A 24,424-nucleotide genomic window follows, 5' to 3' on the forward strand; every position below is an offset into this window, starting at 1 on the left:
CCCAACCCCCCCCCCCCCCGACCAAATCAACACCCCCCGCGGGCGTCAGAATCTCCCCGGCCGCGCCCCCCGTCGTCCGTGCTTGCTCTAGGACATAGCTGAAACTGTGCCTGTGAAGTGACGCCGGCCGCTGCGCGGATTCCACGCCACATAGTCCGAGCGCTCCCAACCTCCGGACCCTGAATGGACTGTCGCGATGTCCAAGGCAACGCGCGCTGGGAGGAACACTGGGGCCTCAAAAGCTACATCCCACGAAAAGGAATCAGCCTTGACAGCCCCAACATCGGCAAGTGCGCGGGAGGCCAGGTACATACCGTGGGCTATGGACCCGCGCAATCCCAGTGCCTTCGCGGAGAGAATACTGAGGTGGATCGGATTGAAGTCGCCTGAGACTGTGGCGTAGCTGCGACCGATGTCCAAACCGAGTTGCCACAGCGCGGTGGGATCCGGGGGTGAAAAGTCGGCGGGTCCCGTCGCACCGTTTGGACTGCCCGGTTTGTCGATGCCCGGAATGAAGACGCCCTTGGCCAGATACGTGGAGACGCCGCGCCACAACAGTTCCCCGGCCGAAGATGAACGGACTTCCGCCACCACGTCCACTTGAGTTCCGGACTTGTGGCCGGCCAGGTTTTCTGCCCACGACCGGATGTCCAGGGCCTCCGAAAAAACGATGGGTGCCCGCTGCTCCACGTGGTTCCTCAGGTGGATCATTCCCAGAAGCGGCAACGGAAAGTCATCACGGTTCATCACGCTCATGGATACCGGGAAGGCCAGCGCATGGACGTAGCCCGCCGGCAGGATGTCACTGGCTGACTCCCCCACCAGGTGTTGGTAGGCGGTCAGGTTTCCAACGTCGGCCAGGACGTTCCTGACTTCGTGGCTGACGGCCGGCAACCGATTCTCTCCCGTAGATGCCCCGAGTACCCGCCGACGCGCGGCCGTTGTTGCCGCATTGACATAGAGCTTGGACAGCGACGGCAGCTCGCCCAGCACCACCGGCTGTGGGTCTATCATGCTCCCACCAATTGTTGTCCGCAGACGCGCAGTACTTCGCCCGAGATACCTCCGGCGGCATCGCTGGCCAGGAAGGAGATTGCCTCGGCTACGTCCTGGGGCTGGCCGCCTTGCTTGAGCGAGTTCAGCCTTCGGGCGGCTTCGCGGATGGCAAAGGGCATCCTGGCGGTCATGTCGGTTTCAATGAATCCCGGGGCAACGGCGTTGATAGTGCCGCCGAACGGCTCCATCAACGCCGCTGTTGACCTGACCATGCCGATCACGCCGCCTTTGGAGGCTCCATAATTCGTCTGGCCCCTGTTACCTGCGATGCCACTGGTGGAGGCCACCGAGACGATGCGGGGCGCGTCCTTGAAATGCGCCGACGCCAGGAGGGCCTCGTTGATATTCAGCTGCGCTGCGATGTTGACCGCGATGACAGATTGCCAGCGGGCTTCGTCCATGTTGACAAGGAGCCTGTCGCGCGTGATTCCAGCGTTGTGGACCACGACGTCGAGCCGGCCATAACGTTCCACGGCATGCTCGATGATTCTATGCCCAGCGTCCTCGCGACTGATATCGAGTTGAAGTGCCGTGCCTCGAACATCGTTGGCCACTGCGGCCAAATGGTCCCCGGCTGCCGGGATGTCCACTGCGATGACCTTGGCACCATCACGGTGGAGCGTCCGGGCGATGGCCGCACCAATGCCCCGGGCGGCTCCGGTGACCACTGCGACCTTCCCGGCCAACGGTTTGTCTGAATTGTTTGGCAGAATGCCTGAGGTGGATCGGACCGTCAGGAATTGTCCGTCCACGTACGCGGAGCGCCCGGAAAGGAAGAACCTGAGTGCGCCCAGTGCCGAGGGGCTGGTGGTCGCGAGGTCGTCGTCGAGGAGTATGCCGTTGGCTGTCGCGCCGGCCCGCAGTTCCTTGGCCAGCGACCGCAGCAAGCCGTCGATGCCCTGCCGCGCAGCAGCTGACGCAGGGCTTGGGGCCGACTGTGACGTCCTGGAGATCGTGACCACTCTGGCATTGGCGGCCAGGTCCCGGAGGGAGGTGCCCGCAGTCAGTACGGATTTGCTCAAATCGCGGGGATGCTGGACGGCGTCGAGCACCACGACAATAGCGCCCAGTTTCTCCTTGGGCAAGGCGTTTCGCCGCACGTCCAAGCCCCAACCCAGGAGGGTCGTGGCAATATCATCTGCTCCTGCGCTGTCGCCGACAACCAGGACGGGACCGGTCACCAGCGGGGCGCCGGGCTGGTATCGACGAAGCACCACGGGTTGCGGCAGACCGAGCCTTTTGGCAACGTCCTTGCCCAGTCCCTGACTCACGAGCTGCGTGTATTTGTCTGTCATGGAGTTCCCCTATGCTGCTTCCAGAAGAGCGACGACGCCTTGGCCGCCAGCGGCGCAAACAGAGATCAGGCCCCGTGCCGGGCGTCCGTCGACAGAGCCCTTCTCGTGCAGCATTTTCGCAAGGGAGGCCACGATCCTGCCACCCGTTGCAGCGAACGGATGCCCGGCGGCAAGCGATGATCCATTGACGTTCAACTTGGCCCGGTCCACTTTGCCGAGGGCTCCGTCCAAGCCGAGGCGTGTCCGGCCGAACTCCTCGTCCTCCCACGCAGCCAGCGTGCTCAGGACAGTTCCAGCGAAGGCCTCATGGATTTCGAAGAAATCGATGTCTTCAAGCGTCAATCCATGACGGGCCAGCAATCGGGGAACAGCGAAGACCGGCGCCATGAGCAGGCCGTCCTTGCCATGGACAAAGTCCACTGCTGCGGCTTCGCCATCAAGGACCGTTGCAAGCTTGGGTAGGCCATGGGCGTCGGCCCACTCCTCCGTCGCCAGAAGGACTGTGGACGCACCATCGGTGAGCGGCGTTGAGTTGCCGGCGGTCATGGTGGCCTCGGAGCCAAGATTCTTACCGAAGACGGGCTTGAGCGAGGACAGCTTCTCCAGCGTGGTGTCGGCCCGCATGTTGGAGTCGCGGTTCAGCCCCCGGTACGGGGTGATGAGGTCATCAAAGAACCCACGTTCGTATGCGGCGGCGAGGTTGCGGTGGCTGTTGAAAGAGAGCTCGTCCTGGGCCTCACGGGTGATCTTCCACTGTGCTGTGGTGAGTGCCTGGTGTTCGCCCATGGACAGGCCGGTGCGTGGCTCGCCCGTGTTCGGTGCGTCGGGCGCCAGGTCCTTGGGGCGGATCCGGCCGATGATCTTTAACTTCTGCACGGCTGTTTTCGCGCGGTTCAGGTCCAGCAGGATCTCGCGCAGTCCTTCGCTGACCGCGATCGGGGCATCGGATGCCGAGTCCACTCCGCCGGCAATGGCTGAATCGATCTGCCCCAACTTGATCTTGTTGGACAATCCGATCACTGTCTCAAGCCCCGTGGCACAGGCCTGTTGGAGGTCATATGCCGGGGTCTCAGGGGACAAAGCGGATCCGAGGACGGCCTCCCTGGTGAGGTTGAAGTCCCTCGAGTGTTTGAGGACGGCTCCCGCTGCCACTTCACCGATGCGTTCGTCCTGCAGCCCGAACCTGGCGATCAACCCCTCCAGGGCTGCGGTCAGCATGTCCTGGTTGGACGACTTGACGTAGGCGCCACCTGTCCGCGCGAACGGGATGCGGTTGCCACCGACGATCACAGCGGCGCGTGGTGCCTGGGGCGCGGAACCCTGGTTCCGGGTTCCGCCTGAGGTCTCGTCTGCTACAGCCATGTTGTCTCCTTTGATCAAAGCCAGTTACTGATACCCAGCGTACCTGATACGCTGGGTATCGTGAACAGCGAGCACGAAGAAACCATCACCGCCGCCGGTACCCGGACGGGCGGGTCCCCCGTTCCGCCGGTGGATGCCTCCGCCGACACGGGTCCCTTGGTTGACGGGCGGGCAGCACGCTGGCAGTCACACCGCGAAGAACGTCGCCGGGAGCTCATCAGGGCAGCGCGGAAGGCTGTTCACAAGCTGGGCAGTGACGCTTCCATGGAGGACATCGCGGGAGCTGCCGGAACATCGAAATCCGTCTACTACCGTTACTTCGGCGATAAAGCCGGACTTCAGCAAGCCATGGGCGAGGTAGTGCTTGGCCAGATGCAGCGCCGCATGCAGGAAGCGACCCAACGTGCGCAGACGCCCCGCGAGGGCTTGTTCGCCATGGTCTCCGCCTACCTTCAAATGGCTGAATCCAGCCCCAACGTGTATGCGTTCATCACCCGGCTCAGCCCCGGAGAGGCATCTGCGCAGGACGCGATCGCCGCGTCCGGCGCACTGGGCAACTTCTTCGAGCAGATCACGGACATGATCGCCAAACCCATGCGGGAGTACCTGGGTGCAGAGAAGGAAGCCGTCATTGTCTACTGGCCCACCGCGGCCATAGGACTTGTCAGGAACGCAGGCGAAATGTGGCTGGGAAGTCCCGCCGGAGCCGGTAAACCTGACCAGGCAACAATGGCCGGACAGATCACCGATTGGCTGTGCCTCGGTATTGCCCCGGCACTCAAAACCACCACCTGACACCAGCAATGACTCATCAGTTGTCGGAACCAAAGAAGGAAGCAACATGACTGAAGTAGTGGACCGGACCCCATCAGCCCATCAGCCCTCAGGCAGCGACGCCGCCGCCACCGGCGTCGAGCCTGCGGTTGATGTCGCCGCGCTCGGAGAGCAACTCCTCGGCAAGTGGGCCCACATCCGCCACCAGGCACGTGAAGTGGCCGGTAATCCGGCAGTGCAGAAGATTGAAGGAATGCATCACACCGAGCACCGCGCCCGCGTGTTCGAGCAGCTCAAATTCCTGGTGGACAACAATGCAGTCCATCGGGCGTTCCCTACCCGGCTGGGAGGCTCCGACGATCACGGCGGAAACATTGCCGGCTTCGAGGAACTGGTCACGGCTGACCCCTCACTTCAAATCAAGGCCGGAGTTCAGTGGGGACTGTTCGGCTCCGCGGTGATGCATCTTGGAACTGTTGAGCACCACGACAAGTGGCTTCCCGGGATCATGAGCCTGGAGATCCCCGGCTGCTTCGCAATGACAGAAACCGGACACGGCTCCGACGTTGCCAGCATTGCAACCACGGCAACATATGACGAAGCCAGCCAGGAATTCGTGATCAACACCCCCTTCCGGGCGGCGTGGAAGGACTACATCGGCAACGCGGCCAATGATGGCCTCGCCGCTGTGGTGTTCGCACAGTTGATTACCCAAAACGTCAACCACGGCGTCCATGCCTTCTACGTGGAGCTCCGCGATCCAGCAACCAAGGAATTCCTCCCGGGCATCGGAGGCGAAGATGACGGCATCAAGGGCGGCCTCAACGGCATCGACAATGGCCGGCTGCATTTCACTGGCGTACGGATCCCCCGCACCAACTTGTTGAACCGGTATGGCGACGTCGCCGTGGACGGTACCTACTCCTCCACCATCGAGAGCCCGGGACGCCGCTTCTTCACCATGCTGGGCACCCTGGTCCAGGGCCGCGTTTCCTTGGACGGAGCCGCGGTCGCCGCCAGCAAAGTGGCGCTCAAGACTGCCATCCAGTACGCCACCGAGCGCCGTCAGTTCAACGCTTCCTCAGCGACGGACGAGGAAGTCCTGCTGGACTACCAGCGGCACCAGCGCCGCCTGTTCACCAGGCTGGCCACCACCTACGCGGCCAGCTTCGCCCATGAACAGCTCCTGCAGAAGTTCGACGACGTTTTCTCCGGCGCCCATGACACCGACGCTGACCGGCAGGACCTGGAGACCTTGGCAGCCGCGCTGAAGCCACTGAGCACTTGGCACGCCCTGGATACTCTTCAGGAATGCCGTGAAGCTTGCGGCGGCGCCGGTTTCCTGATCGAAAACCGCTTTGCTTCGTTGCGGGCCGACCTCGATGTCTACGTCACCTTCGAAGGCGACAACACCGTCCTGCTGCAACTGGTCGCCAAACGCCTCCTCGCCGACTACGCCAAGGAATTCCGCAGCGCAGACTTCGGTGTGCTTGCGCGTTATGTGGTGGATCAGGCCGCCGGCGTGGCACTGCACCGGACAGGTCTTCGCCAGGTGGCCCAATTCGTCGCCGACACGGGGTCGGTCCAGAAAGCGGCTTTGGCTTTGCGGGACGAGGAAGGCCAGCGGACCCTGCTTGCCGACCGCGTGCAGTCCATGGTTGCCGAAGTCGGCGCGGCACTGAAGGGGGCGAACAAGCTTCCCCAGCACCAGGCGGCGGCCCTGTTCAACCAGCACCAGCACGAACTCATCGAAGCAGCGCAGGCGCACGCGGAACTTCTGCAGTGGGAAGCCTTCACCGAAGCCCTGACGCACGCACCGGATGAGGGAACCAAGCGTGTCCTTACGTGGCTGCGCGACCTCTTCGGCCTGTCCCTGATTGAGAAGCACCTCTCGTGGTACCTCATGAACGGTCGCCTCTCGATGCAGCGTGGGCGGACAGTGGGTACCTACATTAATCGTTTGCTCGTCAAGATCCGTCCGCACGCCGTGGACCTTGTCGACGCTTTCGGCTACGGGCCCGAGCACCTGCGGGCCTCGATCGCCACAGGCGCAGAAGCCAGCCGCCAGGACGGGGCCCGGAAGCACTTCCGCGAACAGCGCGCCAGCGGCAGCGCTCCCGCCGACGAGAAAACGCTTCTAGCCCTGAAGGCGGCAAAAGCCCACTAGCAGCTCTCCGCTACCGAGCGGTGAACGGTTGCGGAACTTTTGCAAAGCACGACGGGGCCCGGCCCCCCCAAAAGGGCGGCGGCGGCGGGGGGTTTGGGGGGGGGGGCGCGCCAAAGGGGGGGCCCGGGGGCCCCCCCCACCCCCCCCCCCCCCCCCGGGGGGGGGGCCCCCCGTCGTGGTTTGGCCTGCTGTCCGGACTCAAGGGTGGGCCCTGGTCCCGGCCCAATCAGCGCAGGACTGACCTGTAGACCTCAAGCGTTGTTTCCGTGATGGACTCCCAGGAGAAATGCTCTTCTGCCCGGCGCCGGCCTGCCTTGCCCATGTCGCGGGCGCGGGCTGGGTCGGCCACCACTTCGTTCAGCGCAGCAGCGAAATCGCTGACGAACTTCTCCGGGTCCAATGGCGTCCCGGTCCCATCGGTGACCTGTTCCAACGGGACGAGCAGCCCGGTTTCGCCATGTTGGACCACTTCCGGAATGCCGCCGGTGGCGCTGGCCACCACCGCGGCACCGCATGCCATCGCTTCGAGGTTTACGATGCCGAGGGGCTCGTAAATGGACGGGCAGGCAAAGGCTGTGGCATGGCTGAGCACCTGGATGAGTTCCTTCCGGGGCAGCATCCTCTCTATGAGAATGACGCCTTGGCGCTTGGACTGCAGCTCCTCAATGAGGCGTGCAGTCTCGGCGGCGAGTTCCGGAGTGTCGGCGGCACCAAGGCACAGGACGAGCTGTACGTCGTCGGGCAGGCTCGAAGCGGCGCGGAGCAGGTACGGGACACCCTTCTGGCGGGTGTTGCGGCCCACGAAGACAACGCTGGGCTTGGCAGGGTCGATGCCAAGGGCCCGGATCGCGTCGTCCTCTTCATCACGTTCCCACAGGGAAACATCGATGCCGTTGTGGACTACGCGAACCTTTGCCGGGTCCACATCCGGGTAGCTCCGGAGGATGTCCTGGCGCATGCCCTCGGACACGGCAATGATCGCCGCGGCCGCCTCGTATGCCGTTTTCTCCACCCAGGAGGACAGCGCATAGCCGCCTCCGAGCTGCTCTGCCTTCCACGGGCGGAGGGGCTCCAGGCTGTGGGCGCTGAGCACATGGGGAATGCCGTGCAGAAGCGAGGCGAGGTGGCCGGCCATGTTCGCGTACCAGGTGTGCGAGTGGACCAGGTCCGCTCCCGCAATGTCCGGAACGATCCTCAAGTCCACGCCCAAGGTTTGGAGGGCAGGGTTGGCTTCACCGAGGTCTTCGGGCGTGGCGTAGGACGCCACGGTGGCCCCGTGATAGTCGGCATCACGCGGCGCGCCGAACGCCCGCACATGAAGGTCGACGTGCTTTGCCAGCACCCGGCTGAGCTCGGCAACGTGGACACCGGCACCGCCATAAATTTCCGGAGGGAATTCTTTAGTCACAATGTCTATTCGCACGCTAACCAACGTAGTCGTTCCGGCGTATGTGTTCTAGTGTGAAAGAGTCCGGAAAATCGGACTTTTGGGGGATACGAAGACGTACGGGGAGCTGTGACCATGGCGTTGAAGAAAGTTCTGGCAATCGTATTGGCAGGCGGAGAAGGCAACCGACTCATGCCGCTGACGGCGGACCGGGCCAAGCCCGCGGTTCCGTTCGCAGGCGGCTACAGGTTAATTGACTTTGCACTATCCAATCTCGTTAATTCGGGATATTTGAAAATCGTCGTTCTGACGCAGTACAAATCGCACAGCCTTGACCGGCACATCTCGGAAACCTGGCGCATGTCAACGCAGCTGGGCCGCTACGTGGCTTCTGTACCGGCGCAACAGCGCGTGGGCAAAAGCTGGTTCCTTGGCAGTGCAAATGCCATTTACCAATCGCTGAACCTCATCCATGACGACGCCCCGGACATCGTGGTAGTGGTCGGCGCTGACCACGTATACCGCATGGACTTCTCCCAGATGGTGGAGCAACACATTGCCAGTGGTGCCAAGGCTACTGTCGCCGCAGTGCGCCAGCCGTTGAGCATGGCCAACCAGTTCGGCGTGATCGAGGTCGACCAGAACGATCCTCAGAAGATTGCAGCCTTCGTGGAGAAACCTGCCAGCACCCCCGGGCTGGCAGCGGATCCCACGCAGTTCCTGGCCTCGATGGGTAACTATGTCTTCAATGCGGACGCCTTGGTTGAGGCCTTGCATGTGGATGCGGAACGACTGGACACCAAACACGACATGGGTGGCGACATCATTCCGTACTTCGTTGACCAGGGCGAAGCGGGCGTGTACGACTTCACACTCAACGACATCCCCGGCGCCACAGATCGGGACCGGACCTACTGGCGCGACGTCGGTACCATCGACTCGTTCTACGACGCCCACATGGACCTCATCTCGCCTGTACCGGTTTTCAACCTGTACAACTCCGAGTGGCCCATCTACACCCGCCAGAGTATTTCGCCGCCGGCAAAGTTCGTCCGGGGCGAGAACAACACGGTGGGTACCGCCCTCGATTCGATTGTTGCCAGCGGTGTTGTCATTTCCGGAGGCATCGTTGAGGGCTCCGTCCTCTCCAACGACGCCTACGTTGCGGCTGGAAGCCGTGTACAGGACTCTGTCCTGATGGACAAAGTCCGCGTCGGCGAAGGCGCCGTCATCAAGCGGGCCATCCTCGACAAGAACGTCAAGGTTCCAGCCGGTGCCGCCATCGGCTTGGACCCAGCATTGGACAAGGCCCGCGGGTACAAGGTCACCGAGTCCGGCATCACTGTCCTGGCAAAGGGGCAAGTGGTTCCTGAGCCCGGCGAGGCAGAGTTGGCGTTGTCCGCCCAGCACCGCCGGGGCCTCCCGGAAGCCGTCAAAGCTGCAACGCACGACGACCCCGACATCCGTGACTCCGCTGAAAAGGTAGCTGCCGGGATCCAGTCACGCGTGGCAGATGCTGCAACACAGGGCGCCGCCAACTAACCGGCCGGCACCCCCGCTGACATGGCGGGCACCCGAGGCAGGCCATAGGGTCCCAAGGCTGTAAAATCAGGTCAATGAGCTCCACCGATCTGACGCCTGAAGAGATCCAGGCCTGCCTCAAGGTTCTGACCACGATCCACGTCTATGACGAAGAGCACCCGGACTATGTTGCCGTCCGGCGTGCCACCGGCAAGATGTTCAAAGCCGTCAAACGCCACCGCCGTGTCACCAAGCGCGACTCCATTGCCGAAGCTGACCGCGCCGTGATTGCCCTGACCGCCACGGCAGCACCGGACCGGATAGACGATGAAACCCGCGGCAACAAACTGGCCCCCTCCGCTACCGGAGAGATTGCAGGCCACCTCATCCGCTCGCGTCCCTGCTACATCTGCAAGAAGCACTACACGCAGGTGGATGCTTTCTACCACCAGCTTTGCCCTGAATGCGCGGCCTTCAGCCATGGCAAGCGGGATGCCCGCACCAACCTCACGGGCCGCCGGGCGTTGTTGACCGGTGGACGTGCCAAGATCGGCATGTACATTGCATTGCGCCTCCTTCGCGATGGCGCCCACACCACCATCACCACGCGCTTTCCCAAGGATGCGGCCCGGCGCTTCGCTGCCATGGAAGACAGCGGAGACTGGCTGCACCGGCTGCGAATCGTTGGCATCGACCTCCGTGATCCGGCCCAGGTGATGGCCTTGACGGACTCGCTCAACGAGGCGGGCCCGCTGGACATCATCATCAACAATGCAGCGCAGACCGTGCGGCGCTCCGGGGGCGCTTACAAGCCGTTGGTCGACGCAGAAGACGAGCCCCTGCCGGCCGCGCTGGAAGCCGCCAACGGTGGACCTGAGCTGGTGACGTTCGGCCACGCGCACGACAAACACCCGCTGGCACTCGCGAGCAGCGTCACTGAACACCCTGTGTTGGCTGGCGACGCGATCACCTCGCTGGCGTTGTCCACCGGATCGGCGTCACTGGAACGGATTGAGTCAGGGACGGCCATCGATGCCGGTGGGCTGGTTCCGGACCTTGCGTCCATCAACAGTTGGACCCAGGTTGTGGACGAGGTGGATCCTCTTGAAATGCTTGAAGTCCAGTTGTGCAATGTCACGGCACCCTTCCTGCTGGTGAGCCGGCTCCGTGATGCCATGAAGCGGTCCACCGCGCACCGGAAGTACATCGTGAACGTCTCAGCCATGGAGGGGCAGTTCTCCCGGGCTTACAAAGGCCCCGGACACCCCCACACCAACATGGCCAAGGCCGCCCTGAACATGATGACCCGGACCAGCGCCCAGGAAATGTTGGATTCCGACGGGATCCTCATGACAGCGGTGGACACCGGTTGGATTACCGACGAGCGTCCCCACTACACCAAGGTCAGGCTCATGGAAGAAGGATTCCACGCCCCCTTGGACTTGGTGGACGGCGCTGCCCGCGTGTACGATCCCATCGTGATGGGTGAAAAGGGCGAGGACCAGTACGGTGTCTTCCTGAAGGACTACAAGCCTTCGCCCTGGTAAAAGAACCTGGAGTTTTTGTACGGATAAGGCCCTTGAGAGCAGCTCTTAAGGGCCTTATCCGTACTCACATTCCTGCGCGAGTCGACTCCTACGCGAGCCGGGTGATTTCAACCGACACGGAGAGTCCGGAGCCGCCGCCACCGGACAGGATGCCCTTCAGCGGCGGAACGTCGCGGTAGTCCCGGCCCCTCGCCACTGTCACGTGGTAGTCACCCGCCGGTTTGTGGTTGGTGGGGTCCCAGCTGCGCCATTCCCCATCCCACCATTCCAGCCAGGCGTGAGACTGGCCGGCAACGGTCTCGCCGATGTCCGCCGTGGACCTGGGGTGGATGTATCCCGAAACGTAGCGGGCAGGGATGCCGCTGCAGCGCAAAGCGCCGATGGCCAAGTGGGCCAGGTCCTGGCAAACGCCCTGGCGCTGGGACCAGGCCTGCTCTGCGTTGGTGGTGACGCCGGTAGTGCCCTTCATGTAGGTCATTTCACCGGCCATCCACGAAAAGACGGCCAAGGCTGCCTCATGGGGATTTTTGCCTTCGACAACACCGGGAACAATACCCAGGACTTCCTCGCCGGGTCCGCTGAGCCTGGACTGGGGCAACCAGTCGCTGAACTCGTCCTGGACCTTGTCCGACGCGATGACGTCCCATCCCACAATGTCATCCTCAACTGCCACCCGCTCGGTGCGATGCACTTCCACAGTGGCCGTCGCAAGGACCTCAAGGCTCTCATGGGGCATCTGCATATCGAATGCGGTGACCCGTGTTCCCCAGTAGTCACGGTAGGTACTGACGGATGCCTGGTGGGGCGAGACCTTCAAGGAGGACTCCAGGACCACCTGTTGGCCGTCGGTCAGCGGAGTCATCCGGGCTTCGTTGTAGGACAACGTCACGCGGCGATTGTATTTGTAGGCCGTCTTGTGGACGATGCTCAGCCGGGTCATGAAACTTCTCCCACCCAGGCGTGCTCATCAGCCTGATTGAAGTACTTACGGGAAATCGCGTCCGACGCCTGCGTCACAGCCTTCTGCACACGCTCCATGTGCTCGGGCAGCTCGGACATGAGGTCATCTGTGCGGTGGAACTCAAGGAATGTGCGGGCCTGGCCAACAATGCGCCGGGCATCGTTGATGAAGCCAACGCGCTGCGCCGACGGGTCCAACTTCGCCAGGCATTCGTCGGCATCGCGCAGGGCGTAGACAATCGAACGCGGGAACAGACGATCCAGGAGCAGGAATTCCGCGGCGTGCTGGTCTCCGAACGCTGCCCTGCGGGTGCGGATGAAGGACTCGTAGGCACCTGCACATCGAAGCATGTTGACCCATGACATTCCTGCGGACTGCACATCCCGTGTTGAGAGCATGCGCGCAGTCATGTCTGCCCGTTCAAGGGAACGGCCAAGCACCATGAACAACCAGCTTTCATCGTGGCTGACGGTGGTGTCTGCGAGGCCGCGAACCATAGCGGTCCGCTCCAAAACCCAATTGCAAAAACGGTACGTTCCCACAACATCCTTGCGGTGCTGGTTGAGGCCGTAATAGGTGGTGTTAAGGCTCTCCCACAGTGACTGGGAGACGGTTTCCCGCGCACGCCGCGCATTCTCGCGTGCGGCGCCCAAGGATCCGGCAATTGAAGACGCGCTCTGCTTGTCATACGCCAGGGCGTGGAGTAGTTCGGGCAGGCCGAAATCCTCGCTCTGGGGTTTGGCGCCCATGACGGCAAGGAGTTCGCGGGCGACGCTGCGCTGCTCTTCGAGAGGCAGGTGGTTGAGGCGCTCGAGGTGCACATCCAGGATCCTGGAAGTACCGTCGGCGCGTTCTACGTAGCGTCCGATCCAAAAGAGTGATTCAGCAATACGGCTCAGCATGGAACAGCCTCCTTCGCGTGGTGCATGTCGAAGTTCAAGTGGTGGTGGATCGGGTTCACTGCTGCTGCTCCGTTTGGCGGTCACGCCAGTTGGTTTCCACGGGCCACACAGATACCTGTTCACGGACGGTCACGGACTGCCGGGGGACGATCTCAGCGGGCATCTGCGGTGAATCAGCCAACACCCACGTGTCCTTGGAACCGCCGCCTTGGCTGGAGTTCACAATCAAGGAGCCTTCCTTGAGTGCCACACGGGTGAGGCCGCCGGGCAGGACCCAGACGTCATCGCCGTCGTTAACCGCGAAGGGGCGGAGGTCGACGTGGCGGGGGCCGAACTTGTCCCCGGAAAGCGTCGGCACTGTGGAGAGCTGGAGTACGGGCTGGGCGATCCATCCTCGCGGATCGGCAATGACCCGCTTACGCAAGGCGTCGAGTTCTTCCTTCGTGGCGTCGGGTCCAATGACCAATCCCTTGCCGCCTGAGCCATCCACCGGCTTGACCACGAGTTCATCGAGGCGGTCCAGCACATGCTCCCTGGCTTCCTTTTCCTCGAGCCGGAAAGTGTCGACGTTGGCGATGATCGGCTCTTCGTGAAGGTAGTACCGGATCAGGTCAGGCACGTAACTGTACACGAGCTTGTCGTCGGCTACGCCGTTGCCCACAGCGTTGGCGATAGTCACTCCCCCGGCGCGCGCGGCATTGACCAGGCCCGGGCAGCCGAGCATGGAATCGGAACGGAATTGGAGGGGATCCAGGAAGTCGTCATCGATGCGCTTGTAGATGACATCCACGCGCTGTTCACCTGCCGTGGTACGCATATAAACACGGTTGCCGCGGCAAATAAGGTCGCGGCCTTCCACCAGCTCCACGCCCATGAGCCCTGCGAGCAGCGTGTGCTCAAAGTAGGCGCTGTTGAACACGCCCGGCGTCAGGACAACCACTGTCGGATCGTCCACACCCGCCGGAGCTGTCTTACGGAGTGCGGAGAGGAGCCGGCGCGGGTATTCCTCTACGGGCCGGATGTGCTGCTGACCGAAGGCCTCAGGCAAGCCCTTGGCCATGGCCCGGCGGTTCTCAAGGACGTAGCTGACGCCGGATGGAACGCGGACGTTGTCCTCGAGTACCCGGAACGTCCCGGCCGCATCCCGGACGACGTCAATGCCCGAGACATGAACGCGGACGCCGCCTGACGGTTCAAAACCGTGGACTGCCCGGTGGAAGTGCGCGCTGGTCGTCACGAGTTGCCGGGGAATCACGCCGTCAGTCACCACGGCCATACGGCCATAGACGTCGTTCAGGAAAGCCTCAAGGGCCTTGACCCGTTGGGCGACGCCCCGTTCCAGAACATCCCACTCATCGGCCGGAATGACTCGGGGAACAATGTCCAGTGGAAACGGCCGCTCCTCCCCCGCGTAGTCGAAGGTCACACCGCGGTCCAGGAACGTTCGTGCCATCGAGTCCGCACGCGCGGTGACATCGGCAAGGGAAAGCTCGCGCAGGGCACCGGAAACCTGACCGTAGGATTTTCTGGCCACGTGGCCGGGGGCAAACATCTCGTCGTAGGCGCCGCTGCGTGCAGCAGCCTCGGAGTAATCCTGGAATAGGTCAGACATGGGAATTAGACAATCACCTTTTTGAGTCGAGCGCATTTCGCGCTGATTGTGTCGCGGTTTCCGGAGACTCCCGGTTCGCCTTTCCGTGCCCCCATCCGGCAGGGTTGAGGCATGCCCTTCAACAGTCTTGCGCCCCAACTCTCCCGGCTGGGGCCTGGGTTGGTTCTCGGCATCACCGCGACCGGTGTTGCTTTCGCCATCCACGCCGTGTTTCCGGCGGTACCGGCCATGACGCTCGCTGTTGCTTTGGGCTTGCTTTCAGCAAATATACCGGGCACCGCGGTGTTGACGGCGGGGCGCGCCCGCCCGGGCCTGGACTTCGCCGGGAAACACCTCATGCGTGCAGGCATCGTCCTGCTGGGACTGAAGGTCAGCATCGGCGACGTGCTCGCCCTTGGCTGGCTGGCGCTGCTGTTGATCACCGCCGTTGTGCTGCTCAGCTTCGCTGGGACCTACGGCCTGGCCCGCCTGCTGCGCCTTCCGGGAGAAGCAGCATTGCTGATTGCCACGGGCTTCTCCATTTGCGGTGCATCGGCGATTGGAGCCATGGCTGCCGTGCGGCGCATCAAGCACCAGGACACCGTGTTGCCGGTCGCGCTGGTGACCCTGTGCGGCACTCTGGCCATTGGCGTCCTGCCCCTGCTCATGCATCCTCTGAACCTGAGTCCAGAGCAGTTCGGTGCATGGACGGGAGCATCAGTTCATGATGTTGGCCAAGTGGTGGCCACAGCGCAAACTGCCGGGACATCGGCGCTGGCCATCGCCGTCGTCGTGAAACTGACGCGGGTTGTCCTGCTGGCGCCGGTTGCCGCCACGGCAGGGTTGCACCAGCGATTCCTCGACGTCAGGGAACGGGCCAACGGTGACGCTGACGGAAGCGCCCCAACCGACGGAAGGTTCCCGCCGATCATTCCGCTTTTCGTGGTGGGTTTCCTCGCCCTGGTGGCGGTCCGCTCGATGGGTTGGGCGTCCCCTTCAGCACTGGAAATCGCGGCGGCCGGCCAGGACATCCTCCTGGCGACGGCGCTGTTTGGACTGGGATCAGCCGTGCGCGTACGGACCCTGATCCACACCGGAGGGCGTGCCGTCCTGGTGGCCCTGGGCTCGTGGCTGCTCATCGCATCGCTGGGCTTGGGCGCCGCCCTGATCATGATTAGATAGCTGTGTGTCGAATCACAATCTGTCGCGCGATGAAGCCGCCACCCGTTCAGCCCTGATCACCACCCACAGCTACGACGTCACCCTCGACGTCCGCGACGCGGAAGATCCCGCAGTCCCCGGCTACCTGAGTACCAGCACCATCACCTTCTCTGCAACGCCTGGCTCTGCCACCTTCCTGGATTTCATCAGCGGAGATGTGGGGTCGGTCGTGTTGAACGGCCAGGCGCTCGACGTTGGGTCAGTGGTTGACCGCGACAGGATCGTCCTGGAGGGCCTCGCAGCCGACAACACGGTGACGGTGACCGGAACGGCACTCTACAGCCGCTCCGGGGAGGGTATGCACCGCTTTGTCGATCCCGCTGATGGCCAGTGCTACCTCTACACCCAGTACGAACCGGCTGACAGCCGCCGCGTTTTCGCCAACTTCGAACAGCCGGACCTCAAAGCCGAATTTACTTTCCACGTGATCGCTCCGAGCGGCTGGGAGGTGGCTTCGAATGGTGTGGAGTTGGCCCGGACAGCACTGACGAACGATTCTTCGCAGTGGGACTTCGCCACCACCAAACGGATGTCCACGTACATCACCACTGTGCTTGCCGGACCCTATTTCAAGGCGACAGACCACTGGGGAACAACCCTCGACGACGGCACCCGCCTTGATGTGCCGCTGGCACTTTTCTGCCGCGCGTCCATGTCGAAGTCATTCGATGCCGATGAACTCTTCCGATTGACCAAGAGCGGGTTGGCCTTCTTCAACGACCTCTTCGATTACCCGTACCCCTGGGGAAAGTACGATCAGGCTTTCGTGCCCGAATACAACCTCGGCGCCATGGAGAATCCCGGCCTCGTCACCTTCACTGAGAAGTACGTCTACGCCTCCCGCGCCACCGATGCCCAGTACCAGGCCCGTGCCAATACGCTGATGCACGAGATGGCCCACATGTGGTTCGGCGATCTCGTGACCATGAATTGGTGGGACGACCTCTGGCTCAAGGAGTCGTTCGCTGACTACATGGGGACACTTGGCGTGGACCGGGCCACAGGCTGGGACACCGCGTGGGTGAACTTCGCGAACAAGCGCAAAGCCTGGGCCTACCTGCAGGACCAGCTGCCCACAACACATCCGATTGTTGCCGACATACCGGACCTTGAGGCAGCTAAACAGAACTTCGACGGCATCACCTATGCCAAGGGAGCATCGGTCCTTAAGCAATTAGTGGCCTACGTCGGCTTCGAGGCGTTTATTGCCGGTTCCCGTCAGTACTTCCGCGACCACGAGTTCGGCAACACCTCCCTGCAAGACCTCCTTCAAGCTCTCGGCACTGCCTCGGGAAGGGACCTTGGGGAATGGGCACGCCAATGGCTGCAGACATCCGGCATCTCCACTATTTCGGCCGGGATCGTAGAAGACGGAGGGGTCCTTGGCGCCGTGACGCTTAGCCAGGAGGCCATCGATCCCATCACGGGCCATCAGGAACTCCGTCCCCATCGCTTGCGGCTTGGCGTGTATGAACCTGATGCATCGGGAAAGCTTGTCCGGTCCGAGAGCGTCGAGGTTGACGTCTCAGGGCCCAGCACCTTGGTACCTGAACTGGCCGGAAAGCCACGACCTGCCCTGCTTTTGGTCAACGACGATGACCTTAGCTACGCCAAAGTGCGGCTGGACCCCAGCTCCGAAGACACCGTTCGGACATCACTCGACAAAATCACCGACCCGATGGCCCGGGCCCTCTGCTGGACCGCTCTGTGGGATTCTGCCCGCGACGGCGTCACGCCGGCAGCGCGCTATGTTGCCGCGGTGGAGCGGTTTGCTCCATCGGAGACTGGAATCGGCGTCTTGTTGAACGTTCTCGGCAATGCCTCCGGCGCTATCGAACGCTACGTCCCGGTCTCGGCACGCGGACAGGTGCGCAAAGACTTCCTCGCAGTGGTGGCCGCCAATATCAAGGCAGCGGTTCCGGGTTCCGACCAGCAGCTGGCCTGGGCCAGGACCTTGGCGGAAGTGTCCAGGAACGGAGACAGCGAACTTCCCTTCCTGCGGGGAATCCTGGAGGGCGGCACAGTTATTCAAGGACTGGCTGTCGACGCGGAATTGCGGTGGAGCCTCTGGCAGGCCCTCTCTGCCCAGGGGCAGGCGACAAGGGCCGAACTGGACAGGGAACTCCAGGCAGACAGGACAGCTTCAGGCCGGGAAGGCCACGCGCTGGCGACGGCCGCCATCCCGGAGGTCCCGGTGAAGGCGGCTGCTTGGGATTCCGCGGTGAACAGCACAGGACTTTCCAACGAGATCCTGAGTGCAACGATCACCGGCTTTGCCATCGGCCCTGGATTCATGCTGGAACCCTATGTTGAGCCGTACTTCGAATGCCTTGAAAGGGTATGGGCGGAGCGCAGCATCGAGATCGCGGGCAGGATTGTACGCGGCCTGTACCCGGGAGCCCAGGACCTGGCGGATGGCATGCGGCCTTCGGAACATCCGGTCCTTGTCCGTACGGACCAGTGGCTGCAGTCCCACCCGGACGCTCCGAGGGCGTTGCGCCGCATCATCATCGAGCAGCGCAGCCACCTGCTTCGGGCCCTCACGGCGCAGGCCGCCAACGGTTAGGCCCCGCCGCAAAACGGGGTTACGGCACCCGGTTCAGCCATTCGGTGGTGCCGAACTTGGTTGCCACGCGCTTCTTCGCCTCACCGAGCTCCGCCTCGGTGAGGCGGGACTCCACCGCTCCATAACGCTCCATGAAAACCTCCTGCATGGCGGCCAAGATGGTGGTGCGGGCGAGTCCGGTCTGGCGTCGCAGGGGGTCCACGCGTTTCTTGGCGCTCCGGGTTCCCTTGTCAGAGAGTTTCTCCTTGCCGATACGCAGGACCTCAACCATCTTGTCGGCGTCGATGTCGTAGCTCATGGTCACGTGATGAAGCATGCCGCCGTTGGCCAGCCGTTTCTGCGCTGCTCCGCCAATCTTGCCTTGGTCTGTTGCGATGTCGTTGAGGGGTACGTAGTAGGCGCTGATGCCTAGTTTCTCCAGGGCAGCCATGACCCAGGCGTCAAGGAACGCATACGAGTCGGCGAAGCTGATGCCGTCCACGAGGGTCTGCGGCAAATACAAGGAGTAAGTGATGCAGTTGCCGGCCTCCATGAACATGGCTCCGCCTCCGCTGATCCTGCGCACCACCGTGATGCCGTGGCGGGAAACGCCCTCGGGGTCCACTTCGTTTCGAACGGATTGGAAACTGCCGATGACTACGGACGGTTCTTCCCAGTCCCAGAACCGCAGGGTGGGGTTACGCTGCCCAGCGCCGACTTCTTCGGTGAGGATTTCATCCAGGGCAACGTTGACCTGGGTGGGCAGGACTGAGGGCGGAATGACGTCCCATTGGTGGTCAGTCCAGCCCGTCGCCTTGGACAGTGCGCGGCGGACTGTTACGGCCACGGCTTCCGCGGAGAACCCAAACAGCACGGCCCCTTCGGGCAGACCCATGGTGACCGCCGCGGTGATTTCTGCTGCCGTTGAGTTATCCGGGAGACCCGTGAGCGCGGTGTTGATATCCTGCAGCGCTTCATCGGGTTCGAGGAAGAAATCCCCGCTCAGCGAAACGTCGGCGAAGCGACCATCCACAACTTCCAGATCCACCACCACGAGTTTTCCGCCTGGAACCTTATACTCCCCGTGGAGGCGCGCGCCGTCGTCGTGGTTTTCAGTGTCAGATACGGGCTGGGAAGTCATGCCTTCCATCTTGCCGGAAAACGCAAAAGCCCCCCATTGCGGAAAACCGGAAAGCGGGGCGGGGAAAGCCTTGGGGGGAAGTGGGTTACTTCTTGCCGCCGAAGCCCTTGAAGCGGGCGTTGAAGCGCTCGACGCGGCCAGCGGAGTCCATGATGCGCTGCTTGCCCGTGTAGAACGGGTGGGACTCCGAAGAGATTTCGACGTCGATAACCGGGTAGGTGTTTCCGTCTTCCCACTCGATGGTCTTCGAGGAAGACACGGTGGACTTGGTCAGGAACTGCGTACCGGAAGCCAGGTCGTTGAATACAACAGCTTCGTACTTCGGGTGGATATCAGACTTCATAATGGGACCTTTTGTTCACGCAACTGGATTTTGCCAGCTGCCAGGTATGAATGGAGGTGGTCTGGTTGCTGCAATGCGGACATTCCAGCTGCCGGGCCAACAACCAATCATAGCGGAAACCACACCGCCATACGAACCACAATCAGTCGCGTGGACGGAGTTCCCAAAAGGCCACTGCCGAGGCGGCGGCAACGTTGAGGGAATCGACACCTGCCCGCATCGGAATTTTAACGGCGAGGTCGACGGCGGCGAGCGTTTCCTCGCTCATTCCCGCACCTTCGGTTCCCAGCACCAGTGCGAGTTTGGGGAAGTTCCTTGCCGCGAGGTCGTCCAGGTCCATGGCATCAGCCGTCAATTCCATGGCCGCCACAGTGAAGCCTTGCTCTTTGAGCCGATCCAGGTCCCCCGGCCAGCTTTCCAGCCGCGCCCATGGAACCTGGAAGACAGTGCCCATGCTGACACGTACGCTGCGCCTGTACAGGGGATCGCCGCACCGCGGCGAGACGAGGACGGCATCCACGCCCAGGGCCGCGGCCGACCGGAAGATCGCCCCTACGTTCGTGTGGTCAACAATGTCCTCGAGCACAGCGACCCGCTTCGCGTTGGCCAGGAGTACCTCCAACGGAACGGGGCTCGGCCGGTGCATTGCCGCCATTGCCCCTCGGTGCAGGTGGAATCCGGTGATCTCCTCCAGTAACGAAGCCTTGCCGATGAAGACCGGGACGTCGGGGTATGCCCGGAAGACGTCGTCGAGGTCTTCAAGCCACTTCTCCGCCAGGAAGAAGGAACGGGGCTGATGGCCTGCCGCCAGTGCCCGGCGGAGGACCTTGGAGGATTCGGCGATGTACATGCCTTCCCGTGGCTCGCGCAACTTCCTTAGGTGTACATCTGTGAGGGTGGTGTAGTCCGTCACCCGGGGGTCGTTGGCTGACTCGAGATAGTGGAAGGTCACCGGTTGATTATTTCAGCAGGTTGGCGATCATGAAGCCAAGGGCCACTATGCCGAGCGTGAAGATGACTGCACGGAGGACCTTGGGGGACAACTTCCGGCCCACTTTGGAACCAACAAGCCCGCCGATGGTGGAGCTCACGGCGATGAGCAGGACCACCAGCCAGTTGATGCGGTCAAAGGCGAAGATCAGGTATGAGATGGCTGCCACCATGTTGACGCCCAGCACCAGGATGTTCTTCATGGCGTTGGCATTTTGCATGGTCCCTGTGAGGAACACGCCGAGAATCCCCACCAGCAGGATCCCTTGCGCAGCCACGAAGTAGCCGCCGTAGACGCCGGCCAGGTACACAAGTACCACCAGGAGGATCCCGTGGCTGCGGTCCCGGATGGCATGCTCTGGATTCTGTTCCCGGCTACGAATCCACGCCTGCAGCTTGGGCTGGAACAGCACCATCAGGAGGGCCAGCACCAAAAGGACGGGGGCCACAAAATGGAAGACCTTCTCCGGCAAATGCAGCAAGAGCCACGCGCCTGTGATGCCGCCCAGCAGCGAGGCCGGAAGCAGCTTCATCAACTGCTTTCCCCGGCCCGCCAGCTCACGTCGATAGCCCCACGCTCCTGCGGCCGTTCCAGCCACCAGGCCCATGGCGTTACTCATGGACGCGACAACCGGTGTCACGCCAAGTGCTATCAGTACGGGGAACGTCACAAGCGTGCCGGAGCCGACTACGGCATTGATGGTGCCGGCCCACAAGCCCGCGAAAAAGACCAGGATGCTGCTAAGAATCTCCACAGTAAGTTACAGAGCCCTTCTAGCGTCGGGCCGTGGCCGTGTAGCGGCCGGCGTTTTCCGAAACATCCAAGGCAAGGCCGAAGGTGTTGCTGAGGTGCTCGTCGGTGAGAACTTCCTTGATGGGACCGGCAGCCACCACTCCGCCTTCGCGGAGCAGCATGGCATGGGTGAATCCCGGCGGCACTTCTTCAAGGTGGTGGGTGACAAGGACCATGGCAGGAGCTGCTTCGTCGCTGGCGAGTTCGCCAAGCTTGTGGACCAGTTCCTCCCGGCCGCCCAGGTCAAGGCCGGCAGCGGGTTCGTCTAGGAGCAGGAGTTCCGGATCCGTCATGAGTGCACGGGCAATCTGCACACGCTTGCGCTCACCCTCGGACAGGGTGGCAAAGGTCCGGTTCAAGAGAGGACCCATCCCCCAGTCATTCAAGAGGGCAAAGGCGCGGCGTTCGTCGTCGCGCTCGTATCCTTCCCGCCAACGGCCCGTGACCCCGTACGCAGCGGTGACCACGACGTTCAGTACGTTCTCATGCTCGGGGATCTGGGTAGCAAGTGCTGCTGAAGAGAGGCCAATGCGGGGGCGGAGTTCAAAGACGTCCACCCGGCCCAGGATTTCGTCCAGGATCCCGGCTTTGCCACTGCTCGGATGAAGGCGGGCGGCCGCAATCTGCAGGAGGGTGGTCTTCCCTGCGCCATTGGGGCCCAGGATGACCCAGCGTTCCCCTTCGTTGACCTCCCAGTCGACCTTGTCCAGCAGGGTCTTCTTGCCTCGGACAACGCTGACGGAAGCCAATTCCAGAACATCACTCATAGCAGTAGACACTAGGACAAAAATGCACATGACTGATAACCGGTGGTTTCCTACGATTCCGAGGTGAAACGAATTCGGATGGACGGAGCGCCCTCAGTAGGATTGGGGCCATGACTTCGAACTTGGCTGCAGTCAGCTATGGCGTGAATTTGTCCCCCGAATCCTTGGAGAATGTCCGGAAGGTGCTTGCCGACGCCGGAGTCGCAGTGTCATCCGAATCACAGGGCGGGGACGATCGCTTCGGTGTGTTCACGGCAGGACTCGCTGGGGGTTCGGATACGGCAACGGACCTGGCAGAAGTCCGCCGACAGGTGGCTGCCGCGGCCAGTGCCGGAATCGACACGGCCATAGTTCCCGAAACCCTGCGCCAAGCATCCCGGAAGCTCCTCATCATGGATGTTGATTCGACGCTGATTCAGCAGGAAGTCATCGAACTGCTGGCAGCCCACGCCGGTAAGCGCGAGGAAGTCGCCGCAGTCACCGAGGCTGCCATGCGGGGCGAACTGGACTTCGCCCAGAGTCTCCACGCCCGGGTGGCCGTCCTTGCGGGCCTGCCGGTCGACGTCGTCGACTCAGTACGAGAAGAGGTGCGCCTCAGCCTCGGTGCGGCAGAACTGGTGTCCGCATTCAAGGATGCCGGCCATGTGGTTGCCGTTGTATCCGGTGGCTTCAACCAGATCCTCCGTCCTATTGCCGAGGAACTCGGCCTGGATTATTGGATTGCCAACGAACTCGAAATTGTCGACGGCGCGTTGACCGGTAAGGTCCTCGGTGCGGTTATCGATCGTGCGGCCAAGGAAAAGTACTTGCGTGAGTGGGCAGCCGCCGAGGGCATCAGCCTTGAACACACCATTGCGGTGGGCGATGGTGCCAACGATCTCGACATGCTCAGTGCCGCCGGCATTGGCGTTGCGTTCAACGCCAAACCGGCCGTTCGCGCGGTTGCGGACGCCGCGATCAACATGCCATTCCTCGACGCGGTCCGGCATATCGCCAACGTCTGACTCGGAATCACCCCGGACCATGTCTGGATAACTGCTCGTCTCCCACCCCCGCCGGTTCCAACCCCCTGATGCGGTCACTTTCGTGTGCCCAATGGGGTACCGCCTTCCGCGTACCCATCGACGCATAGAAACGCTTAAGCCCATTTCGTGACGCGACAATTTGAACTATTTATCAAATTGTCACTAATTCCGGATGGTGCAATTATTTGCCCTGCGGAAATTGCGATGATTTCATGCCTTCATGAATAATTGATGTGTAAAGTGAATAACTTGACGAGGAAATCCGTGGAGTACGCGGCAGTCCGGGATGAGGGAAGTGCAGGGCAGGAAGTGAACCGTTCGGAGCGTACGTGGAAATGGTGGAAACGTCGCGAAGAATTTGAGACGTTCGAATACAGTCGAGCCTCCGATGGGGAGCGCACAACTCCCCTCCACGAAATCCTCCAGGATCAACAGTCCCGCACCGGGGCGAACTCCATTGCTACCCGTGATGACACAACAGAACAGGAAGAATTTCTTATGAGCTCGCTTGATGAAGCTACGAAACAACTGCTGTCCATCGAAGGCGCCACAGGCGCGGCCATCGTTGACTACTCCAGTGGGATGGCACTCGCCCAGGGCGGCAACCCCGGCTTCGACCTCGGTGTTGCCGCAGCAGGAAACTCCAACGTTGTGAGTTCAAAGCTCCGCACCATGGCCGACCTTGGGTTGGACAGCAATATCGAAGACATCCTGATCACGCTGGATTCGCAGTATCACCTGATCAACGTCCTGAACTCATCAGGGTCCAAGGGACTCTTCGTGTACCTGGTGCTTGACCGTACTTACGCGAACCTGGCCCTGGCGCGCCACAAGCTCAGCAACATCGCAAAGGCAGTTTCCATCTGATTCGTGCACGAAACCATAGGGGCGGCGGGGGGGGGGGGGGGGGCGGCGCGCGCGGGGGGGGGGGGGGGGGGGGGGGGGGGGGGGGGGGGGGGGGGGGGGGGGGGGGGGGGGGGGGGGGGGGGGGGGGGGGGGGGGGGCGGCGGGGGGGGGCGGGGGGGCGGGGGGGGGG

General features: G+C 62.4%; 20 protein-coding genes. 8 read left to right on the forward strand and 12 right to left on the reverse strand.

Going from position 1 to position 24,424, the window contains the following annotated elements:
• Positions 1-87: 87 nt before the first annotated feature.
• From LN996_RS19395 to LN996_RS19405, 3 genes are read right to left on the reverse strand one after another with little or no spacing between them, the layout of a single operon-like run.
• Positions 88-1,014 carry a MaoC/PaaZ C-terminal domain-containing protein gene (locus LN996_RS19395; RefSeq protein WP_231342105.1) on the reverse strand — a complete coding sequence of 309 codons (927 nt, stop codon included), beginning with the start codon at positions 1,012-1,014 and terminating at the stop codon, positions 88-90.
• Positions 1,011-2,351, reverse strand: a complete 1,341-nt coding sequence (locus LN996_RS19400) for a 3-oxoacyl-ACP reductase (protein ID WP_231342106.1) — start codon at positions 2,349-2,351, stop codon at positions 1,011-1,013. The genes LN996_RS19395 and LN996_RS19400 overlap by 4 nt, the downstream gene beginning before the upstream one ends.
• 9 nt (positions 2,352-2,360) lie before the next feature.
• Positions 2,361-3,713 (reverse strand): acetyl-CoA C-acetyltransferase, encoded by a 1,353-nt coding sequence (locus LN996_RS19405; RefSeq protein ID WP_231342107.1) that lies wholly within the window; start codon positions 3,711-3,713, stop codon positions 2,361-2,363.
• A 60-nt stretch (positions 3,714-3,773) separates the two neighbouring features.
• Between LN996_RS19405 and LN996_RS19410 the strand changes: the two genes are divergently transcribed.
• Complete coding sequence (locus LN996_RS19410; RefSeq protein WP_231342109.1) at positions 3,774-4,508, forward strand: TetR/AcrR family transcriptional regulator; 735 nt, start codon at positions 3,774-3,776, stop codon at positions 4,506-4,508.
• 46 nt (positions 4,509-4,554) lie between these two features.
• Complete coding sequence (locus LN996_RS19415; protein WP_231342112.1) at positions 4,555-6,654, forward strand: acyl-CoA dehydrogenase; 2,100 nt, start codon at positions 4,555-4,557, stop codon at positions 6,652-6,654.
• A gap of 226 nt (positions 6,655-6,880) precedes the next feature.
• On the opposite strand, the gene glgA is transcribed toward LN996_RS19415, so the two are convergent.
• Positions 6,881-8,077, reverse strand: a complete 1,197-nt coding sequence (gene glgA, locus LN996_RS19420) for a glycogen synthase (RefSeq protein ID WP_231342113.1) — start codon at positions 8,075-8,077, stop codon at positions 6,881-6,883.
• Positions 8,078-8,170: 93 nt separating this feature from the next.
• Here glgA and glgC point away from each other — a divergent pair, with 93 nt between their 5' ends.
• Complete coding sequence (gene glgC, locus LN996_RS19425; RefSeq protein WP_231342114.1) at positions 8,171-9,583, forward strand: glucose-1-phosphate adenylyltransferase; 1,413 nt, start codon at positions 8,171-8,173, stop codon at positions 9,581-9,583.
• 74 nt (positions 9,584-9,657) lie between these two features.
• Positions 9,658-11,109: an SDR family oxidoreductase gene (locus LN996_RS19430; protein WP_231342117.1), complete on the forward strand. Its 1,452-nt coding sequence runs from the start codon at positions 9,658-9,660 to the stop codon at positions 11,107-11,109.
• Positions 11,110-11,197: 88 nt separating this feature from the next.
• Here LN996_RS19430 and LN996_RS19435 read toward each other — a convergent pair whose 3' ends face one another.
• Genes LN996_RS19435 through LN996_RS19445 form a run of 3 tightly spaced genes read right to left on the reverse strand, consistent with a single transcriptional unit; the run spans position 11,198 to position 14,584 of the window.
• Positions 11,198-12,049 (reverse strand): transglutaminase family protein, encoded by an 852-nt coding sequence (locus tag LN996_RS19435; protein ID WP_231342125.1) that lies wholly within the window; start codon positions 12,047-12,049, stop codon positions 11,198-11,200.
• On the reverse strand, positions 12,046-12,972 hold the full coding sequence (locus LN996_RS19440; RefSeq protein ID WP_026540668.1) for an alpha-E domain-containing protein: 927 nt from the start codon (positions 12,970-12,972) through the stop codon (positions 12,046-12,048). Before LN996_RS19440 ends, LN996_RS19435 begins: the two co-directional genes overlap by 4 nt.
• A 55-nt stretch (positions 12,973-13,027) precedes the next feature.
• Positions 13,028-14,584 carry a circularly permuted type 2 ATP-grasp protein gene (locus tag LN996_RS19445; RefSeq protein ID WP_231342126.1) on the reverse strand — a complete coding sequence of 519 codons (1,557 nt, stop codon included), beginning with the start codon at positions 14,582-14,584 and terminating at the stop codon, positions 13,028-13,030.
• 111 nt (positions 14,585-14,695) lie between these two features.
• Between LN996_RS19445 and LN996_RS19450 the strand changes: the two genes are divergently transcribed.
• Together LN996_RS19450 and pepN are read left to right on the forward strand one after the other, a co-directional pair.
• Entirely contained in the window at positions 14,696-15,745 is a 1,050-nt protein-coding gene (locus LN996_RS19450) for a YeiH family protein (RefSeq protein WP_231342127.1), read from the forward strand.
• 4 nt (positions 15,746-15,749) lie between these two features.
• Positions 15,750-18,350: an aminopeptidase N gene (pepN, locus tag LN996_RS19455; RefSeq protein ID WP_231342131.1), complete on the forward strand. Its 2,601-nt coding sequence runs from the start codon at positions 15,750-15,752 to the stop codon at positions 18,348-18,350.
• A 19-nt stretch (positions 18,351-18,369) separates the two neighbouring features.
• Here the strand turns inward: pepN and LN996_RS19460 are convergent, their stop codons facing one another.
• From LN996_RS19460 to LN996_RS19480, 5 genes are all read right to left on the reverse strand, one after another.
• Positions 18,370-19,470 carry a biotin/lipoate A/B protein ligase family protein gene (locus tag LN996_RS19460; protein ID WP_231342132.1) on the reverse strand — a complete coding sequence of 367 codons (1,101 nt, stop codon included), beginning with the start codon at positions 19,468-19,470 and terminating at the stop codon, positions 18,370-18,372.
• An 85-nt stretch (positions 19,471-19,555) separates the two neighbouring features.
• Complete coding sequence (locus LN996_RS19465; protein ID WP_017200906.1) at positions 19,556-19,813, reverse strand: type B 50S ribosomal protein L31; 258 nt, start codon at positions 19,811-19,813, stop codon at positions 19,556-19,558.
• Between the two features lie 142 nt (positions 19,814-19,955).
• Positions 19,956-20,765 carry an RNA methyltransferase gene (locus LN996_RS19470; RefSeq protein ID WP_231342133.1) on the reverse strand — a complete coding sequence of 270 codons (810 nt, stop codon included), beginning with the start codon at positions 20,763-20,765 and terminating at the stop codon, positions 19,956-19,958.
• A gap of 7 nt (positions 20,766-20,772) precedes the next feature.
• Positions 20,773-21,558, reverse strand: coding sequence for a sulfite exporter TauE/SafE family protein (locus LN996_RS19475; RefSeq protein ID WP_231342134.1), 786 nt, complete (start codon positions 21,556-21,558; stop codon positions 20,773-20,775).
• Between the two features lie 19 nt (positions 21,559-21,577).
• Positions 21,578-22,363 carry an ABC transporter ATP-binding protein gene (locus LN996_RS19480; RefSeq protein ID WP_231342135.1) on the reverse strand — a complete coding sequence of 262 codons (786 nt, stop codon included), beginning with the start codon at positions 22,361-22,363 and terminating at the stop codon, positions 21,578-21,580.
• 110 nt (positions 22,364-22,473) lie between these two features.
• On the opposite strand from LN996_RS19480, the gene serB reads away from it, so the two are divergent.
• Both serB and LN996_RS19490 read left to right on the forward strand, forming a co-directional pair.
• Entirely contained in the window at positions 22,474-23,367 is an 894-nt protein-coding gene (serB, locus tag LN996_RS19485) for a phosphoserine phosphatase SerB (protein ID WP_231342136.1), read from the forward strand.
• A gap of 270 nt (positions 23,368-23,637) precedes the next feature.
• Positions 23,638-24,255, forward strand: a complete 618-nt coding sequence (locus LN996_RS19490; RefSeq protein WP_231342137.1) for a hypothetical protein — start codon at positions 23,638-23,640, stop codon at positions 24,253-24,255.
• Positions 24,256-24,424: the final 169 nt, after the last annotated feature.

It is taken from the genome of Arthrobacter sp. AK01, assembly GCF_021109375.1.
Classification (GTDB): domain Bacteria; phylum Actinomycetota; class Actinomycetes; order Actinomycetales; family Micrococcaceae; genus Arthrobacter.

What these genes read in the sequence shown, in the direction of transcription:
- LN996_RS19395 (WP_231342105.1), bottom strand. Translation starts at nt 1,014, where the DNA reads ATGATAGACCCACAGCCGGTGGTGCTGGGCGAGCTGCCGTCGCTGTCC.
- LN996_RS19400 (WP_231342106.1), bottom strand. Translation starts at nt 2,351, where the DNA reads ATGACAGACAAATACACGCAGCTCGTGAGTCAGGGACTGGGCAAGGAC.
- LN996_RS19405 (WP_231342107.1), bottom strand. Translation starts at nt 3,713, where the DNA reads ATGGCTGTAGCAGACGAGACCTCAGGCGGAACCCGGAACCAGGGTTCC.
- LN996_RS19415 (WP_231342112.1), top strand. Translation starts at nt 4,555, where the DNA reads ATGACTGAAGTAGTGGACCGGACCCCATCAGCCCATCAGCCCTCAGGC.
- LN996_RS19430 (WP_231342117.1), top strand. Translation starts at nt 9,658, where the DNA reads ATGAGCTCCACCGATCTGACGCCTGAAGAGATCCAGGCCTGCCTCAAG.
- LN996_RS19435 (WP_231342125.1), bottom strand. Translation starts at nt 12,049, where the DNA reads ATGACCCGGCTGAGCATCGTCCACAAGACGGCCTACAAATACAATCGC.
- LN996_RS19440 (WP_026540668.1), bottom strand. Translation starts at nt 12,972, where the DNA reads ATGCTGAGCCGTATTGCTGAATCACTCTTTTGGATCGGACGCTACGTA.
- LN996_RS19445 (WP_231342126.1), bottom strand. Translation starts at nt 14,584, where the DNA reads ATGTCTGACCTATTCCAGGATTACTCCGAGGCTGCTGCACGCAGCGGC.
- LN996_RS19450 (WP_231342127.1), top strand. Translation starts at nt 14,696, where the DNA reads ATGCCCTTCAACAGTCTTGCGCCCCAACTCTCCCGGCTGGGGCCTGGG.
- LN996_RS19460 (WP_231342132.1), bottom strand. Translation starts at nt 19,470, where the DNA reads ATGACTTCCCAGCCCGTATCTGACACTGAAAACCACGACGACGGCGCG.
- LN996_RS19465 (WP_017200906.1), bottom strand. Translation starts at nt 19,813, where the DNA reads ATGAAGTCTGATATCCACCCGAAGTACGAAGCTGTTGTATTCAACGAC.
- LN996_RS19480 (WP_231342135.1), bottom strand. Translation starts at nt 22,363, where the DNA reads ATGAGTGATGTTCTGGAATTGGCTTCCGTCAGCGTTGTCCGAGGCAAG.
- serB (WP_231342136.1), top strand. Translation starts at nt 22,474, where the DNA reads ATGACTTCGAACTTGGCTGCAGTCAGCTATGGCGTGAATTTGTCCCCC.